Here is an 18,163-nt window from a genome sequence, read left to right on the forward strand (position 1 = left end):
CTTTTTTATTTTCAATACTTTTGTGAACATGGATCCCGCTACTATTTTTAATATTAATTCCCCTACCCATTTTGAGCAAAAGGCTCTGGAAGTTTTTAAATATCAATTTCAAAACAATAAAGTTTATAGGTCCTTTTGCGACCTACTCTATAAAAACCCAGCGGATGTGAACTGCATAGAGGACATTCCTTTTCTACCCATATCCTTCTTTAAAACCAAAGAAATTACTACCACACCGGGAGTCAAAGACATTATCTTTACAAGCTCCGGCACTACAGGCTCTTCTACCAGCAAGCATTATGTTTCTGATATTTCATGGTACATTGAAAGTTTTAGAAAAGGATTTCAGCATTTCTATGGGAATATTGAAGATTATACTATTCTTGCCCTCTTACCTTCCTATTTAGAACGAGAAGGCTCCTCACTCATATACATGGTTGAAGACCTTATTAAAAACTCCAAAAAGGAGAATAGTGGGTTCTATTTGAATGATTTAAAAAAATTAGCACACACTTTAAACCAATTGGATGCCCAAGGAGAAAAAACATTGTTAATAGGTGTCTCTTTTGCACTGTTAGATTTGGTTGAAAAGTACTCCTTCAATCTTCAAAACACCATTATCATGGAAACAGGGGGAATGAAAGGACGTCGTAAAGAATTGATTCGTGAGGAATTACATGGCATCTTGGAAAAAGGATTTGGCGTTAAAAAAATTCATAGTGAATATGGCATGACCGAATTATTAAGCCAAGGATATTCTAAAGGGAATGGAATTTTTAATTGCCCCCCTTGGATGAAAGTTCTAACCAGAGATCCAGAAGACGCTCTTACCATTCAAAACCATGGCAAAACTGGAGGTATCAATGTGATTGATCTTGCTAATTATCACTCTTGCTCCTTTATTGCCACCCAAGATTTAGGAAAAACACATAAAGATGGAAGTTTTGAAGTTATAGGCCGATTTGATCATTCAGACATTAGGGGATGTAACCTTCTAATCTTGTAAGGAATTAATTTTCCAATCGACTAATAACATGCTTTCATGGAAAAGAAATTGATTTTTAAGTTGGTTAGAAAGCAAAGCGCCTGAAGATTTATATCTCAGGCGCTTTTATAGTTATTGATACGGCTTAATTAAACCGCCTTTATTATATAAGTATTTTTCTTCCCTTTATTTATAATAACGTACCTATCATTGATCAAGTCATCACGTGTCAACAGATAGTCTTCCTTAACCTTCTCTTTATTGACAGCAATAGCATTTTCTTTCAAGGATCTTCTAGCTTCACCATTAGAGGCCAAAAACTCCGTTTTTGCGGCCAATGCACCAATCATATCAACCCCTTCATCAAAATCTGAAATCGGTAATTCAGCTTGGGGCACACCTTCAAACACGTCTAAGAAAGTCTTTTCATCCAAAGTTTGGATATCCTGCTTAAAGGATTTACTAAACAAAATATTTGAAGCCTTTTCAGCTGTTTCAAAGGCTTCTTTAGAATGCACAAAAGTAGTCACTTCCTCTGCCAATCTTTTTTGTAAGATTCTATAATGAGGAGCTTCCTGATGGGCTTCAACCAATCCTGCAATAGTAGCTCTATCCAAAAAGGTGAAAATCTTGATATACTTTTCAGCATCTTCATCAGAAGTATTTAACCAAAATTGATAAAACTTATAGACGGATGTTTTTTCAGGATCTAACCATACGTTCCCCCCTTCACTCTTTCCAAATTTAGAGCCATCTGCTTTAGTTATCAACGGACAGGTCATCGCAAATGCCTTTGTTTCTTCTCCCACATTCATTCTTCTCACCAACTCGGTACCGGTAGTTATATTTCCCCATTGATCACTTCCTCCCATTTGAAGCAAGCAATTGAAGTTTTGGTGCAAATAATAAAAGTCGTAACCCTGTATTAGCTGATAAGTGAATTCCGTAAAAGACATACCTACACTACCCTCTTCCCCCGATAAACGTTTTTTAACAGAATCCTTAGCCATCATATAATTAACCGTGATTCGTTTTCCTACATCCCGAGCAAAATCTATAAATGAGAAGTCCTTCATCCAATCGTAGTTATTGACTAAAACAGGAGCATTTTCATCCTTAGAATCAAAATCCAAAAACCTAGAGAGCACACCTTTAATACCTTCAACATTATGGTTTAAGGTAGCCTCATCCAATAAATTTCTTTCATCACTCTTCCCAGATGGGTCACCAATCATCCCAGTAGCGCCTCCTACCAAGGCAATAGGTCTATGTCCAAAATTCTTAAGGTGCACCAACAAAATAATAGGCACCAAACTACCAATATGTAAAGAATCTGAGGTTGGATCAAAGCCGATATAAGCTGTTGTCATTTCCTTATTAAGTTGCTCCTCCGTCCCAGGCATGATATCATGAACCATTCCTCGCCAACGTAATTCTTCTACGATTGAATTTGACATGTATAAAATTTTAAAATTTAATTGGAGCAAAGATAAAAATACAACAAGAATTACTGAGCCTTTCAATAGAATTCTTTACTTTAGTTTCATGATTTTGGTAACCGGCGGAACAGGGTTAGTAGGCGCTCATCTACTTTACCATCTAGTAAAAAAGGGGGAACGTGTAAGAGCTATTTTCAGAAGTGAGAACAAGCTCTCTGTTACCAAAAAAGTGTTCTCTTACTACGAATCCAACTTCGAACTTTTATGGAACCAAATAGATTGGGTTCATGCCGACCTATTGGATATTCCAAAACTTTCTGAGGCATTCAAAAACGTTGAATATGTTTACCACTGTGCAGCCATGGTCTCCTTTGACCCTGATTGTTATCACCAACTCCGGAAAACCAATATAGAAGGTACTGCCAACATTGTCAACCTCTGTATTGCAAATAACATAAAAAAAATATGCTATGTGAGCTCTGTTGCCACCTTAGGTAAAACTCCAAATAACACTCCAATAACTGAAGAAACTGCTTGGAATCCAGAGGCAGATAACAATGTTTATGCTATAACCAAGTATGGTGCAGAAATAGAAGTATGGCGCGGGACCCAAGAAGGTTTAAATGCAGTTATTGTAAATCCAGGAGTCATTCTTGGTGGCGGAAATTGGGATCAAGGAAGTGGTATCATTTTCAAAAAAGCCTTTGAAGGAAATAAATATTACACCAAAGGAGGCACTGGTTATGTAGACGTTCAGGATGTAGTTAACATTATGATGCTATTGATGTCGAGCAACATACAAAATGAGTCTTATATTTTAGTCGCGCACCATTTGTCCTCTCATGACATTTTATCCAAAATTTCAATCTATTTAAAAATACCAAAACCAACTAAAGAGGTATCCCAATGGATGTTGGAGATTGGCTGGCGAATGGATTGGTTAAAAACGAAATTAACAGGAAAAGAACGCCTACTTACCAAGCAACTGGCCAAAACTTTAAATACGCCAAGCTTCTACAGTAATTCTAAAATAGTCCAGGAATTGAATTATGAATTCACCCCCATTGAACAGACCATTCAACGGGTATGCAATGAGTTTTTAATCGACAATTAGAGAGTCCACTCTTTCTAGCCCCTTATTTTCAACTCTATCATTTATTCCACGAAGCTGATTTAAAGAATCATTTGTGACTGGTTTAATTCTTTTTGCTCCAGTTACACTATCTGATTTACCAATCCCTCGCATACTTTCTTCCTCCTTCTTCATATCTTCACTCAGCCCCTTCCTGATGACATCCAAACTATCCATTACCTTTTGGATTATTTCATCATAGTCATCTACTCGATAAGCATAGTAATTATTATTTTCTACAAATTGCAGGCTATCTATTTGGTATTTTTTGTAAATGTATTGATCAGGGACTATCCCATTGTTTTCCAACATTTTTTTATTAACTCCTTTGGCAGAATTTACAAGGGCTAAATCTAAAAGTATATGCACCATTTGATCCTTTGACAGTAAGTTTTCCGGTTCTTCAGGCATTTTAACATCATGACAACCCAAAAAAACTGCTAATACCAAGAATAAGAGCACCCCTTTTTTCATCTATTGAATGTTAATCTTTTAGCAAACCTTTTTTCATTTACCTTGGAGCTTTCATAAGCCACATTACCATTCAATAAGGTATGAGTAATCCGCGACTTAAAAGTGACCCCTTCAAAAGGTGACCAACCACATTTGTATAAAATATTAGATTTATTGACGGTCCATGGATTGGCAGGATTTACCACCACCAAATCAGCATAGTATCCTTCTCTAATAAAACCTCTTTTTTCAACTTCAAACAGAATCGCTGGATTGTGGCACATTTTTTCTACCAATTTCTCCAGAGATATTTTACCGCGATGATGCATCTCAAACATGGCTACCAAAGCATGTTGAACCAAAGGCCCGCCTGATGGTGCTTGCGTGTACACATTATTTTTTTCCTCCCAAGTATGTGGAGCATGATCTGTTGCAATAACATCTATTCGATCATCCAATAATGCCTTCCAAAGTTCATCCCTATCCTTTGCGGTTTTAACGGCCGGATTCCATTTAATTAATGTCCCCTTCTTCTCATAGTCTTCATCAGTAAACCAAAGATGGTGAATACAAACCTCGGCCGTAATTTTTTTCTCCTTTAATGGCAATTTGTTTGAGAATAATTTGGTTTCCCTTCCTGTTGACAAATGGAATACATGAAGTCGAGCACCTGTTTTCTTCGCCAATTCAATAGCCTTTGAAGAAGACAAATAACAAGCTTCCTCGCTCCTGATTTTGGGATGCATCTCCATTGGAATGTCATCGCCATACTCTTTAAGATAGGCTTCAAGATTATTCTTAATAGTTTGCTCATCTTCACAATGCACAGAAATAACCATATCGGTGCTTGAAAATATTTTCTCTAAAACCTCAGGATTATCGACCAACATATTCCCTGTAGAAGACCCTAAAAACAACTTTAATCCAGCTACATCTTTGGGATCTACCTTTAAAATTTCATCAAGATTATCATTGGTTCCTCCAAACATAAAAGAGTAATTGGCATAAGAACTTTTTGAGGCAATTCTGAATTTTTCTTCCATCGCCTCAAGATTTACAGTTTGTGGATTGGTATTAGGCATTTCCACAAATGAAGTAATACCACCCGCAATGGCGGCTTTAGACTCTGTTTCTATTGTAGCTTTATGGGTCAACCCAGGCTCCCTAAAATGGACTTGGTCATCAATAACTCCAGGCATAACATAATTACCTTCCACATCTATCACTTTAACCTGCGCAGATTTGGCACTGATACTGCTATCTATTTCCTTTATGAAGGCATCCTCAATTAAAATATCACCATCAAAAATTTTCCCTTCATTTATGATTCGAGCATTCTTTAAAAGAATAGTGTTCTTTGCCATGTTTTTTTATGATTGAAAATACTTTTTAATTTCATTTTTATTACTCCAAAAATAGCTTCAGAAATAATTCCTTTACTCATTTTTGATTTCCCTTTGGTTCTATCTGTAAAAATAACAGGAACCTCAACAATTTCATACCCTAATAAATGGGTTTTAAACTTCATCTCAATTTGAAAGGCATACCCAACAAATTCTATCTTATCCAAATTTATAGATTCCAAAACTTCCCTTCTATAACAAACAAACCCAGCAGTTGTGTCGTGTATTTCCATACCGGTAACAAAGCGCACATACTTGGAGGCAAAATAAGACAGTAGAATTCTACTCATAGGCCAATTCACCACATTTACGCCAACTACATATCGCGACCCGATTGATAAATCGGCTCCTTTTGAACTACATGCCTCATAGAGCCTCACCAAATCGTTTGGATTATGCGAAAAATCGGCATCCATTTCAAAAATATAATGATAGTCCTTCTGGAGTGCCCATTTAAATCCTTCAATATAAGCGGTACCTAACCCGGTTTTACCTTCCCGTTCCAATAAGAACAGCTGATTATGAAACTCTTCTTGAAGTTCCTTTACCTTGTAACCAGTCATATCAGGTGAGTTATCATCAACTACCAAAATATGAAACTCCTTAGGCTGCGAAAAAACAGCACGGATAATGGCTTCAATATTTTCAATTTCGTTAAAGGTAGGTATGATCACTAAGGCGTCCGCCATTGACAAGGAATTTTCAGCAAATGTAAGTTAATTATTATTGATGACTTTTTAAATATTACTTAAATTAAAAAGACCGGTATCAAAATTTTGTAATAATTTTAAACCATGCTAAGAGATTATGACACGCATGACTTATTTACCATCCTTATGGTAACAGGAATTATTTTGGTAGCTGCCTCCAAATTGTTTTTTGAAAGGCGGTTTAACCAATTTATAGGGATTTTTGTAAGCTCAACTTACCTCAAGGTCTATGAAAAAAATCAAAAGTTTTTTGATTACTTCGACAGCTTGTTATTTGTCAATCTCATTTTCTCCCTAGCTATTTTTATTTGGATCACACTTAATACAGTTTTTGAACCCATTGAAATATCTGCAAATAATCTTCTTAGACTTATATTGGCAATCAGTGTCTTTATACTGGTAAAGGTGCTTATAGAAAGGTTGGTGGCAAGTATATTCAACATCGACAAACTGATCGACGAATACCTTTTTCAAAAAATTTCCTACAAAAACTTTTTGGGTATTCTATTAGTCCCCATAAATGCCGTTTTATTATACAGTTTGACACCCAATAAAACCATCATTCTTATTGTTATTGCCCTCCTGTTTTTAGTCAATTTAGTAGGTCTAATCACCTCTTACAAATCACATCAAAGTTTAATTAAAAAGGAATTCTTTTATTTTATTTTGTATCTTTGCGCACTTGAAATCGGACCTTATCTGATTTTATACAAGTTGTTTATTGAAACTGCAAAAGCATAAAACTGACTTATCCTATGAAAGTGAAAACAATTTTAGTGTCTCAACCCGAACCTAAAATAGAAAATTCGCCCTATTTTGATCTACAAGAGAAACAAAAAGTTAAAATTGATTTTAGACCCTTTATTCATGTCGAAGGTGTAGAAGCCAAAGAAATTAGACATCAAAAGGTCGACCTTAACAATTACTCGGCTATTATTCTTACGAGTAGAAATGCTGTGGACCATTTCTTCAGAGTAGCAGAAGAAATGCGCTTTAAGGTTCCTGATACCATGAAATATTTTTGTCAGTCTGAGGCTGTTGCTTACTATTTGCAAAAATATGTGGTTTACAGAAAACGTAAAATTTATGTAGGTAAGAGAACGTTTGCTGAATTATCTCCTTTAATCAAAAAATATAAGGACGAAAAATTCTTACTTCCTACCACCGACAAATTGAAGCCTGAAGTTCCTGAAATTCTAAACAATTTGGGAATTGATTGGAAAGAAGCTATTTTTTATAGAACCGTGATCAGTGATTTATCTGATCTAGCTAATGTTTATTACGATATCCTAGTTTTCTTTAGTCCTTCAGGAATTGAATCCCTTTTTCACAATTTCCCTGATTTCAAACAAAATAACACGCGTTTAGCTGTTTTTGGGAACACCACTCTTAAAGCAGTTGAAGAGAAAGGATTAAGGGTTGATATTCAAGCACCCACTCCAGAGACGCCTTCTATGACAATGGCGCTTGAGAAATACATTAATGAAGTAAACAAAAAGAAGTAAGTTTTTGACTTATTCAAAATAAAAAGCGACTACTTAAAGTAGTCGCTTTTTTTATGACGTATGATTTTCCTTATTGAATGACCAGCTTCTTAATTTCTATATGGTCATCAACAAACAATTTGGCCATGTAGATCCCACCAGAAAGATGAGACATATTTATGGCATTACTCCCTTCTAACAATTCACTAGAATGCACCATTTTCCCTGTAACACTATAAATTTCAAGTTGAGCAGTTTGGTTTCCATTTAAACGAACATTTAGATTATTACTAACCGGATTGGGATACACTTGGAATCCTATTTCATTATCTACCTCTGATACAGATAGAGTGCATTCAGAGGATTCACTCATTAAAGTTGTTTGTGCATCTATGGTCCATCCAGACAAATATGCCGCACTAGGGTCATCAACAAACAAGCAGCTTAAGTTTCCATTAAAATCAGTATCAAATGAGGTGATATTAGCATTGTTTCCATTCCTTAAATCTATCAAAATTAAACTCGATCCGCCACCATTATTATAAGCATCCAGAGTAACTAAATTGATATTTAAGCTCAAGTCAAGGGTAATTAAATTATTAGCTCTAACATTTAAATTTTGCAACGCAAAATTAGAACTCAAATCCAGGCTATTTATAGCGGCATCTGGCATGTATAAATCTGTCAAATCAAACAAGCCAGCCACATCAATGCTTTCCAAAGAAGAACAGCTCTCACATGAAATAGATTCCAATTGGGGTAAGACCGAAAAATCAGCAAATTCCAAATTAGCATTATAACCTAAAATAATACCCGTAATGTTATCAAATGCCTCAATACCTGATAAATCTGTAATATCAAAGTTCTCAATATTCAAAACCTCAGTAAAGGCCGAAGCCGTTGCGGTTGGTATTTGGTTGTCATTGGGGATGTCGTCAAAAAAAGCCAAGGCTAATTCTAAATTAGAATCTGGTATTGCTGTATACTGGCAAACACCAGAAAAACCAAAGCTTAATAAAGCAATAAATAATAGTAGTTTTTGTTTCATAGGATAAATTGGTTAATAGTTTGTCTTCTTAAACTTACCAATTTTTTAACATAAACAAAAAAAAATCAGATGAACAACATCTGATTTTTAGGTATTTGTATTTTAAAAGCTATATCGCTGTGGTCCTCCCCGTCTGATTTCTTCACTGGCAAAAGATTCAAATTTTTTGAAATTTTCCCTAAAAGCATTTGAAAGTTTAAAAGCTGTTGTATAATACGCTTTGTCATTATTCCAAGTAGTTCTTGGACTTAAAACTTCAGATGGTACTCCTGGACAATGTCTAGGTTGTGCCACCCCAAATACAGAATGAATATGGTAATCGTCATAATTGTATAATCCCAAATCACCATTTAAAACGGCATTGATCATAGCTCTTGTATACTTTAATTTCATTCGGGTTCCTACACCATAAGGTCCACCAGTCCAACCAGTATTGACCAACCAAACGTTAACCCCAGCTTCCTTCATTTTTTTGCTCAACATTTCAGCGTACTTTGTTGGATGCAATGGCATAAAAGGCGCACCAAAACAAGCCGAGAAAGAGGGCTGCGGTTCTACAACACCCGCCTCTGTTCCCGCCACTTTAGCGGTATATCCCGAAATAAAATGGTAAGCAGCCTGAGCAGGAGTAAGCTTTGAAATTGGAGGTAAAACTCCAAAAGCATCAGCAGTAAGGAAAAAGATATTTTTTGGATTTTCACCAATTGACGGCTTTTTAATATTGTCTATGTGGTAAATAGGATAACTCACCCTTGTATTTTGAGTTATCGAGGTATCTTCATAATCAACTTCACCATTTGAATCCAAAATGACATTTTCTAGGATGGCTCCTTTTTTAATCGCTTGAAAGATTTCAGGTTCATTTTCCTGTGACAGATTGATGACTTTAGCATAGCAACCGCCTTCAAAATTAAATACTGTATTCTCGTTAGTCCAACCATGCTCATCATCACCAATCAAACTTCTGTTTGGGTCAGTTGACAAGGTAGTTTTCCCTGTACCAGATAGACCAAAGAAAATAGCAGTATCGCCATCTTTCCCAACATTGGCACTACAGTGCATAGGAAGGGTATTTTTGAAAACAGGTAAAATAAAATTAAGTGCAGAGAAAATACCTTTTTTTATTTCCCCGGTATAACCAGTTCCTCCAATCAATGCTATCTTTCTTGTAAAATCCAAAATAGCAAAATTATGTTGGCGTGTCCCGTCCACTTCAGGGTTAGCCATAAAACCGGGAGCATTGACCACAGTCCATTCTGGTGAGAAGTCTTCTAATTCTGTTTCATCAGGTCTTATGAACATATTATAAGCAAACATATTGCTCCATGGATATTCATTGATGACGCGAATGTTCAATTTATAGTTAGGGTCTGCACAAGCATAGGCATCTCTTACGAAAATTTCCTTTCCTGAAAGGTAATCTACAACTTTGTCATATAGTTTTTGAAATTGATCAGAATCAAAAGGAATATTGATATTTCCCCACCAAACCTTGTCTTCTGTGATAGCATCCTTTACAATAAAACGATCTTTGGGAGACCTTCCCGTAAATTCACCTGTGTTAACTGCCAAAGTTCCATTTGCAGTTTCTACACCTTGTCCATTTTCAATAGTTACTTCTTGAAGTTCTTCTGGAGATAGTTGGTAATTTACCTGAGCATTCTTAATGCCATAGGGCTCTAACGAAATCGTTTTCGTTGTTTGGGTGTAATTAGCCATGAGTTTTTGTTTTGAATTGTTGGTACAAAGCTAAAACTTTATTTTTATTTAGCTCTTTTTAATGATTTAAACCTGTGACTTTTTTATAAAACCAACCAACATAACCACCCAAGCGGCTATTAATGCTGAACCTCCAACTGGTGTGATAAGAGCAATGGTTTTGAAATTAAAGGCAGACATCTCATTAGTAGCCAAACCATAAATAGATCCAGAAAAAAAGATAATACCGACAAGTATTAAAATAAAAATGGTTTTCTTAGTCTTAGCTTCTAAAATATTGGTCCCACCAACAAATAAAAGCAATATCGCGTGATACATTTGGTAGCGCACACCTGTTTCAAATGTAGTTAGTTGCTCGGGACTTAATACAGCTTTCAATCCATGGGCACCAAAAGCACCTAAAGCCACACTTAAGATTCCAAAAAGGGCTCCAGTTATTAAAATTTTCTGATTCATCTAAAAAAGTATTTTAGGTTTTTATTGCTCATTCAATTCACTAAATTCGTGAACACAAAATTACTCAACTTAACTAATTATGCGAAAAATATTGGTCATTGGTTCAGGCAAATCATCGTCTTACTTGATAAAATATCTGCTTGACAAATCCGAGGAAGAAAATCTACTCATCATTGTTGGCGACAAAAATTTCAGTCATGCCCAAAAATTAGTACACAACCACAAAAACGGACAAGCCATTGTCTTTGATGTTTTTGATAAACAAGTTCGTGAAAATGCCATTGAAAATGCAGATATCGTGGTCTCCATGTTACCAGCTAGATTTCACATTGAAGCCGCAAAAGATTGTATCAAATTCAACAAGAACATGGTTACCGCATCCTATGTAAGCGATGACATGCAAAATCTGGATAAAGCAGCAAAGGATAAGGGTCTTGTTTTCATGAATGAAATTGGTGTGGATCCAGGAATTGATCACATGAGCGCCATGAAAGTGATTGACACCATTCGTGCTAAAGGCGGAAAAATGATTTTATTCGAATCCTTCACTGGGGGGCTGGTTGCGCCAGAAAGCGACAATAACCTATGGAATTATAAATTCACTTGGAACCCGAGAAACGTGGTCGTTGCAGGTCAAGGTGGCGCTGCTAAATTTCTGCAAGAAGGAACCTACAAGTACATACCTTATAACCGTTTATTTAGAAGAACCGAATTTTTAGATGTTGAAGGCTACGGAAGATTTGAGGCCTATGCCAATAGAGACTCCCTAAAATACCAATCGGCCTATGGTCTTGATCAAGTTAAAACCTTATACCGCGGTACCATGAGACGGGTTGGTTTTTCTAGAGCCTGGAATATGTTTGTGCAACTAGGCATGACAGATGATAGTTACACCATAGAGGATAGTGAGAACATGACTTACAGAGATTTCGTAAATGCCTTTCTGCCATACAGTCCAACAGATTCTGTAGAACTCAAATTCAGACATCAATTGAAAATTGACCAAGACGATATTGTTTGGGATAAATTGGAAGAACTAGATATTTTTAGCCATTCCAAAAAAGTGGAACTCAGAGAAGCCACTCCGGCGCAAATACTTCAAAAGATTTTAATGGACAGCTGGGACTTAGCTCCAGATGACAAAGATATGATTGTCATGTACCACAAATTTGGCTATGAACTTAACGGGAAAAAGCATCAAATAGACGCCACCATGGTTACCACAGGTGAAGATCAAACGTACACCGCTATGTCTAAAACGGTAGGCTTGCCAGTAGCCATTGCTACCCTCGCCATTTTGAACAAAAAGATAACCACTCCAGGTGTTCAAATCCCCATAACCAAAGAAGTATACGACCCTATTTTAAAGGAATTGGAAACCTTTGATATTCGGTTCCATGAGTATGAAGTTCCTTATTTTGGCTATAATCCTTTAAACCTTTAGTGATAGATAGATGCCAATCTCATTCATTTTTTAAACAATTATTGTAAAACATTGATTTTAAGCTTTCATTTTAAAACTCAATGCTTACATTTACATTCCTAAAATTATACTATAGTGAAAGTTACAAATCAAAACCATATTGAAATCGATGGAATAGATAAACAAATCCTGCGCGCCCTTATGGAAGACGCAAGAACCCCTATCCTGGAAATAGCTCGACAAGTGGGCATTTCTGGAGCTGCTATTCATCAAAGATTGAGAAAATTAGAGAAGTCTGGTTTGCTTTCAGGATCTAAATTTATTATCAACCCCAAAGTATTAGGTTACACCACCATGGCTTTTATTGGTGTTTATTTAGATAAGGCCATGAACAACCCTGAGGCGGTGAAACAATTAAAAAAAGTACCTGAAGTTATTGAATGTCATTACACCACTGGTAACTGGAGTATTTTTATCAAAATATTATGTAAGGACAATGAACATTTAATGCATTTGTTGAATAAAGAAATTCAATCCATCCCGGGAGTTTCTCGAACGGAAACCTTTATTTCACTGCAGCAGCAAATTGACCGTCAAATCCAAGTATAAAAAAAAGCCCTTTTTGAAAGGGCTTTTTTAATTCTATAGATTTCTTTTTAGTCTCTACTCATAAAGATCTGAAGTATATACCAAAATAACAGCATTAAAGAAGCAAACAATCCCAAAGCAGCCGGAATATAATCATCCGTCGAGTATTTATTCACCAAGTTAGAGGTTTGATACAAGATACTCCCTCCTGCCAGTAAACACATCGCAACAGAGAACCATAAACCTAAGTCAAACCCAAAGATGGCTCCTGCGGCAATTAATCCTAAAGCAATAAAAAAACCAATGGTTAAACCGGTTCTTAAAAAGGAAAAGTCCTTTTTGGTCACAAAAACAACAGCAGACAGACCGGTGAACAATGATAAGGTTACAATAGCTGCTTGATTTAGTACTTTAGTCCCTTCAGGTAATAAATTGATTACAATATATAGGAGTGGAACAAAAATAAAAGCCTCAGCTAAAATATACAGACCATAAGCCAAGTACTGTTTATTTTTATCTTCACTTTTCATCGCCATATTTTCTGCATAATTGGTAATGAACATAAACCCTCCCAACATCAATAACCAACGCCAACCTTGGGTCATAGACAAAGCGAAATTAATAATTGCATCACTTTGCAACAGTAAGTACTCAAAAAGAATAAAAACCAATACCCCTCCAGCCACATGGGCGTAGGTCTTTTTGTAAAATGCTACCCTATCGACAGCTGACAAATCACTTAATAACAATTTGTTTTCCATTTGATTTTCCATAAATAAGATTTAGTTAATTGAGGAGGTAATTTAGCAAAAAAAAAGTCGGAAAGAAAAATCCGACTTTCAATTTTTATATGTGACTTTTTAATCCCGTCTTCCAAATACCTGAAATGCCCAATACAATAAAGAAGCTAAGGCACCTATTGCCGCCACCAAATAGGTTCTGGCAGCCCATTTTAAAGCATCTTCAGCTCCAGCATATTCCTCTTGTGACAACATATTCTTGTTCTTTAACCAAGCCAAAGCTCGGTTACTCGCATCATATTCTACAGGAAGAGTTATAAAACTAAATAAGGTTGCAAATCCCATAAATGCCAATCCGGCAACGGCTATCCAGTAACCCAAGCCCATTCCGGCTCCTGCACCTAACACCAATCCACCAATGACCAACCATTGAGACATTCCAGAAGTAACACTTACAATAGGCACCAATGCAGAACGCATTCCTAATGCACTATATGCTTGCGCATGCTGAACCGCATGTCCACATTCGTGGGCAGCAACGGCAGCTGCCGCAGCATTCCTTTGCGAGTAAACCGATTCACTCAAATTAACCGTCTTATTTTTTGGGTTATAATGATCTGTCAATTGACCTGGTGTAGAAATAACTTGCACATCACGAATGCCATTATCCGCTAACATTTTTTCAGCAATCTCGCGTCCGCTCATTCCATTCCGAAGATGTACTTGCGAATATTTATGGAATTTTTGCTTCAGTTGATTACTCACCAACCAACTGACGAGCGCAATCGCTCCTAATAATATATAATAGCCTAACATACTCTCAATTTTTAAATATTAAAATTAGAGCAATTACAGCAAATAATGCGCCAAATTCTTGTTAAGAAATTTTGTCAGATTAAGCTGTCTTGGACTCCCATCCAAAGGCTTCAGCAATTTCATTGTAAACAACCTTTCCATGCACCACGTTCAAACCTTTTTGCAAAGACTCATCGGCTTCACACGCCTTTTCCCATCCCATATTTGCCAATTTTAAAATGTAAGGCAGAGTGACGTGGGTGAGGGCCAAGGTAGAAGTATAGGGAACCGCTCCGGGCATGTTAGCCACACAATAATGTACAATATCATCAATAATATAGGTCGGGTTTTCGTGGGTTGTGGGCTTAGTTGTTTCCATACAACCTCCTTGATCTACTGCCACATCCACCAAGACGGTCCCAGGACGCATCAGTTTCAGCATCTCCCTAGTGATTAATTTAGGAGCTTTAGCGCCTTTTATCAAAACCCCACCAATAATCAAATCATGGGTTTGAATGTGCTTTTTAATATTGAATTTACTGGAATATTCAGTAACCACATGGGGAGGCATGATATCATTGATATATCTGAGACGTTTCATATTCACATCCATAATGGTCACATGAGCCCCTAGACCAGCCGCCATTTTTGCTGCTTGAACACCCACAACACCAGCACCTAAAATGAGAACCTTCCCAGGTGTCACCCCAGGTACACCTCCTAACAAAACGCCTCGTCCTTTAATGGGCTTTTCCAAATATTTGGCCCCTTGCTGAATAGCCATTCTACCTGCCACTTCAGACATGGGTGTCAATAAGGGCAACGTACCCTCCTCATCCTCTACCGTTTCATAGGCAATACAAACGGCATTACTTTTTAACATGGCTAAGGTTAGGGCTTCACTGGAAGCAAAATGAAAATAAGTAAACACAATTTGTTTTGGTTTCACCAAAGAATATTCGGAAGCAATGGGTTCTTTAACCTTCACAATCATATCAGCAATATCATAGACCTCCTCGATACTTTGCAGAATTTCTGCTCCTACTTCCTGATAATCTTCATCAAAAAATCCACTACCTTCTCCTGCAGTGGACTGAATATAAACCGAATGACCGCTATTGATTAATTCGAAAACCCCAGCGGGAGTCATCCCTACCCGATTTTCATTGTTTTTGATCTCCTTTGGAACACCTATTTTCATGATTTCAAGATTTTTATATTCCAAAATTGGGTTTTTTATTTCACACCCCCAAACAAAAAAGGAGTCAGATTTCCTTTTTAACAATTTCTTGAAAATGACCCCTATAAATTATAGGGTATTTTGTTTTTAAAGCTAAATTTATTGATTTTTTTGTTCCTCATACGAGCTAGGGATGACACGGATTGAACTTCAAAGATTCCTGCTTTCACAGGGATGACAACTGTGCTCTGAATGATAAAAATAGGTTTATTTGTGCGAAGTTAAAATCTGATACACCAGAGCCTTGGTTGGTTTTTGATCCCCAATGGCTTTCCTTACGACATCAAAATCCACCTTAAAATCACAGCCCGATTTATAGGCGCTACAACCATAGGCTGTTTTACCTTTTATGACAGTTCCTTTTTGGCACTTTGGGCACGCCAAAACATCTGCATCTGTTGAAGTCTCCTTTTTGACCGCGCCTTTCTTAGGCTCCAATTTCAATTTAAAGTTTTCATCAAACCGAAGTAGGCCTTCCACGGTCCCTCCGCCTGCATTAAAACCTTTTAAATTGACCGTAGACCCTTTTTGAAGCAATCGAATCCACTGTTTTTCGGATATCTTCTTGCCCATAAAACTAAAGGGCAATACAAAATCGCAACCAGACTTATAACCACTACAGCCATAAGCGGTTTTCCCTTTCAGTAATTTGGCCTTTTGACATTTAGGGCAGTCCTCATTTAGAATCCCTGCTGCCTTTACTTTTTCAGCTTTGACCGCTCTATTTTTAACCACCATGGCTTGCGAAATATTAGCACGGGTGGTTTCACTACGCACCTCATACACCAAAGCATCTACCATGCGCTTCATGTTTTTTATAAAAGCAGCGGCACTATACTCCCCTTTTTCAATGTCCTTTAATTGCTTTTCCCAAGAACCTGTCAACTCGGCCGATTTCAACAAATCATTCTGAATAGTATCAATCAACTGAATACCGGTCACCGTGGGCAATACCTGTTTTTTATTTCGCTTGATATATTTTCTCTTGAATAGGGTCTCAATAATATTGGCGCGGGTAGATGGCCTTCCAATACCATTTTCTTTCATGAGATCCCGTAGCTCTTCATCATCTACTTGTTTGCCTGCAGTTTCCATGGCACGCAATAGGGAAGCTTCGGTGAATTGTCTTGGGGGTTTGGTTTCCTTTTCTAAAAACGAAGGCTCATGAGGCCCTTTTTCACCCTTTTCAAAAGCTGGTAAAATATCTGGTTCCTTTTCCTTGGTGTCCTGATTTTCAAACACCACGCGCCAGCCTTTTTTTAAGATTTCCTTGCCCGTAGCCTTAAACAAAATTTTAGCAGCATTTCCTGTAACCGTGGTACTAGAGACCGTACAATCCTCATAAAACACAGCAATAAAACGTCGGGTAATGATGTTGTAAACTTGCTGTTGGTTATATGGCAAACTGGCCTCCATACCCGTGGGAATTATAGCATGGTGATCGGTTACCTTTTTATCGTTGAATACCTTTGTGGACTTTTTGATTTTCTTTCCCAGCAAGGGTTGCGTCAATGCTGAGTACTGCGTTAGTTTCCTTAGAATGCCTTCCACTTTGGGATAGATATCGCTTGGTAAAAAAGTGGTATCTACCCTAGGATAGGTCACCACTTTTCGTTCATATAAGGTTTGAACAATTTTCAAGGTTTCATCGGCTGAAAAACCAAATTTAGTATTGCAGTACACTTGCAAGCCAGTCAAATCAAAGAGCTTGGGTGCATATTCTTTCCCCTTTTTCTTTGAAACATCCTCAATTTCAAACTCACTTTCTTTGACTTGGTTTGCCAAAGCCTCTCCATCTTCCTTTTTTAAGAACCGGCCTTCCTCATAACTAAAAAGGGTATCGCGATACAGGGTCTGCAACTCCCAATATGGCTGTGGCTTAAAATTTTCAATCTCCTTAAAACGATTGACCACCATGGCCAGGGTTGGGGTTTGCACCCGACCTATAGACAGCACTTGTTTATATCCCCCATGTTTAAGGGTGTATAATCTGGTGGCATTCATTCCCAACAACCAATCTCCAATAGCTCTAGAAAAACCAGCATAATAGAGGTTATCGTAATCGGTAGCAGGTTTGAGATTATCAAAACCTTCTTTGATAGCCTCGGTGGTTAAAGACGAAATCCACAAGCGCTTTACCTCACCTTGATAATTAGCTTCATTCATCACCCAACGCTGAATCAATTCTCCCTCTTGGCCGGCATCCCCGCAGTTGATAATCACCTCAGCTTTCTGAAATAATGACTTGACAATTTTAAACTGTTTTTGAATGCCCGAATTGGCTACCACCTTGGTTTCAAACTTTTCGGGGAGCATGGGTAAATTGTTCAAGTCCCAACTTTTCCAATGGGGTTTGTAATCATTGGGTTCTTTGAGGGTACAAAGGTGACCAAACGTATAGGTCACTGCATACCCATTGCCTTCAAAATAGCCATCACGCTTGGTATTAGCTCCCAATACAGAGGCTATTTCACGTGCGACACTTGGTTTCTCGGCAATACAAACTTTCATGAAAATGATTTACAAAGTGGGATGCAAAATAGGACTT

At 37.2% G+C, this 18,163-nt stretch carries 17 protein-coding genes; 6 read left to right on the forward strand and 11 right to left on the reverse strand.

Annotation, left to right across the window (positions count from 1 at the left end; translation table 11 throughout):
• Positions 1–28: 28 nt before the first annotated feature.
• Positions 29–1,006, forward strand: coding sequence for a LuxE/PaaK family acyltransferase (locus LOK78_RS02485; RefSeq protein ID WP_232633407.1), 978 nt, complete (start codon positions 29–31; stop codon positions 1,004–1,006).
• A gap of 128 nt (positions 1,007–1,134) precedes the next feature.
• Here LOK78_RS02485 and tyrS read toward each other — a convergent pair whose 3' ends face one another.
• Positions 1,135–2,442, reverse strand: a complete 1,308-nt coding sequence (gene tyrS, locus LOK78_RS02490) for a tyrosine--tRNA ligase (protein ID WP_053971106.1) — start codon at positions 2,440–2,442, stop codon at positions 1,135–1,137.
• Between tyrS and LOK78_RS02495 the strand changes: the two genes are divergently transcribed.
• Positions 2,441–3,538, forward strand: a complete 1,098-nt coding sequence (locus LOK78_RS02495; RefSeq protein ID WP_336246326.1) for an NAD-dependent epimerase/dehydratase family protein — start codon at positions 2,441–2,443, stop codon at positions 3,536–3,538. The genes tyrS and LOK78_RS02495 overlap by 2 nt on opposite strands.
• Here the strand turns inward: LOK78_RS02495 and LOK78_RS02500 are convergent.
• From LOK78_RS02500 to LOK78_RS02510, 3 genes are read right to left on the reverse strand one after another with little or no spacing between them, the layout of a single operon-like run.
• Positions 3,524–4,030, reverse strand: a complete 507-nt coding sequence (locus tag LOK78_RS02500; protein ID WP_232633408.1) for a DUF4296 domain-containing protein — start codon at positions 4,028–4,030, stop codon at positions 3,524–3,526. The genes LOK78_RS02495 and LOK78_RS02500 overlap by 15 nt on opposite strands.
• A complete protein-coding gene (locus tag LOK78_RS02505; RefSeq protein WP_232394191.1) occupies positions 4,027–5,373 on the reverse strand; it encodes a dihydroorotase in 1,347 nt (448 codons plus the stop codon). The genes LOK78_RS02500 and LOK78_RS02505 overlap by 4 nt, the downstream gene beginning before the upstream one ends.
• Positions 5,349–6,101 carry a polyprenol monophosphomannose synthase gene (locus LOK78_RS02510; protein WP_232394192.1) on the reverse strand — a complete coding sequence of 251 codons (753 nt, stop codon included), beginning with the start codon at positions 6,099–6,101 and terminating at the stop codon, positions 5,349–5,351. The genes LOK78_RS02505 and LOK78_RS02510 overlap by 25 nt, the downstream gene beginning before the upstream one ends.
• A 105-nt stretch (positions 6,102–6,206) precedes the next feature.
• On the opposite strand from LOK78_RS02510, the gene LOK78_RS02515 reads away from it, so the two are divergent.
• Positions 6,207–6,863 carry a DUF4271 domain-containing protein gene (locus LOK78_RS02515; RefSeq protein WP_166958032.1) on the forward strand — a complete coding sequence of 219 codons (657 nt, stop codon included), beginning with the start codon at positions 6,207–6,209 and terminating at the stop codon, positions 6,861–6,863.
• Between the two features lie 14 nt (positions 6,864–6,877).
• Positions 6,878–7,627, forward strand: coding sequence for a uroporphyrinogen-III synthase (locus LOK78_RS02520; protein ID WP_053971101.1), 750 nt, complete (start codon positions 6,878–6,880; stop codon positions 7,625–7,627).
• Positions 7,628–7,697: 70 nt separating this feature from the next.
• Here LOK78_RS02520 and LOK78_RS02525 read toward each other — a convergent pair whose 3' ends face one another.
• From LOK78_RS02525 to LOK78_RS02535, 3 genes are all read right to left on the reverse strand, one after another.
• Positions 7,698–8,654: a T9SS type A sorting domain-containing protein gene (locus LOK78_RS02525; RefSeq protein ID WP_232633409.1), complete on the reverse strand. Its 957-nt coding sequence runs from the start codon at positions 8,652–8,654 to the stop codon at positions 7,698–7,700.
• Between the two features lie 102 nt (positions 8,655–8,756).
• On the reverse strand, positions 8,757–10,373 hold the full coding sequence (gene pckA / locus LOK78_RS02530; RefSeq protein ID WP_232633410.1) for a phosphoenolpyruvate carboxykinase (ATP): 1,617 nt from the start codon (positions 10,371–10,373) through the stop codon (positions 8,757–8,759).
• A 66-nt stretch (positions 10,374–10,439) separates the two neighbouring features.
• A complete protein-coding gene (locus tag LOK78_RS02535; RefSeq protein WP_232394195.1) occupies positions 10,440–10,829 on the reverse strand; it encodes a DUF423 domain-containing protein in 390 nt (129 codons plus the stop codon).
• 79 nt (positions 10,830–10,908) lie between these two features.
• Between LOK78_RS02535 and LOK78_RS02540 the strand changes: the two genes are divergently transcribed.
• Entirely contained in the window at positions 10,909–12,273 is a 1,365-nt protein-coding gene (locus LOK78_RS02540; protein WP_232633412.1) for a saccharopine dehydrogenase family protein, read from the forward strand.
• 114 nt (positions 12,274–12,387) lie between these two features.
• Positions 12,388–12,861: an Lrp/AsnC ligand binding domain-containing protein gene (locus tag LOK78_RS02545; RefSeq protein WP_053971096.1), complete on the forward strand. Its 474-nt coding sequence runs from the start codon at positions 12,388–12,390 to the stop codon at positions 12,859–12,861.
• Between the two features lie 47 nt (positions 12,862–12,908).
• Here the strand turns inward: LOK78_RS02545 and LOK78_RS02550 are convergent, their stop codons facing one another.
• The 4 genes from LOK78_RS02550 to LOK78_RS02565 form a co-directional block, all read right to left on the reverse strand.
• Positions 12,909–13,613, reverse strand: a complete 705-nt coding sequence (locus tag LOK78_RS02550; protein WP_232633414.1) for a Bax inhibitor-1/YccA family protein — start codon at positions 13,611–13,613, stop codon at positions 12,909–12,911.
• A gap of 87 nt (positions 13,614–13,700) precedes the next feature.
• Positions 13,701–14,396, reverse strand: coding sequence for a zinc metallopeptidase (locus LOK78_RS02555; protein ID WP_053971094.1), 696 nt, complete (start codon positions 14,394–14,396; stop codon positions 13,701–13,703).
• Between the two features lie 79 nt (positions 14,397–14,475).
• Positions 14,476–15,576: an alanine dehydrogenase gene (ald, locus tag LOK78_RS02560; protein WP_053972085.1), complete on the reverse strand. Its 1,101-nt coding sequence runs from the start codon at positions 15,574–15,576 to the stop codon at positions 14,476–14,478.
• Positions 15,577–15,822: 246 nt separating this feature from the next.
• Complete coding sequence (locus LOK78_RS02565; RefSeq protein ID WP_232633416.1) at positions 15,823–18,126, reverse strand: type IA DNA topoisomerase; 2,304 nt, start codon at positions 18,124–18,126, stop codon at positions 15,823–15,825.
• Between the last annotated feature and the right edge of the window lie 37 nt (positions 18,127–18,163).

Origin of the sequence: Mangrovimonas futianensis (assembly GCF_021245805.1) — a bacterium.
Classification (GTDB): domain Bacteria; phylum Bacteroidota; class Bacteroidia; order Flavobacteriales; family Flavobacteriaceae; genus Mangrovimonas; species Mangrovimonas futianensis.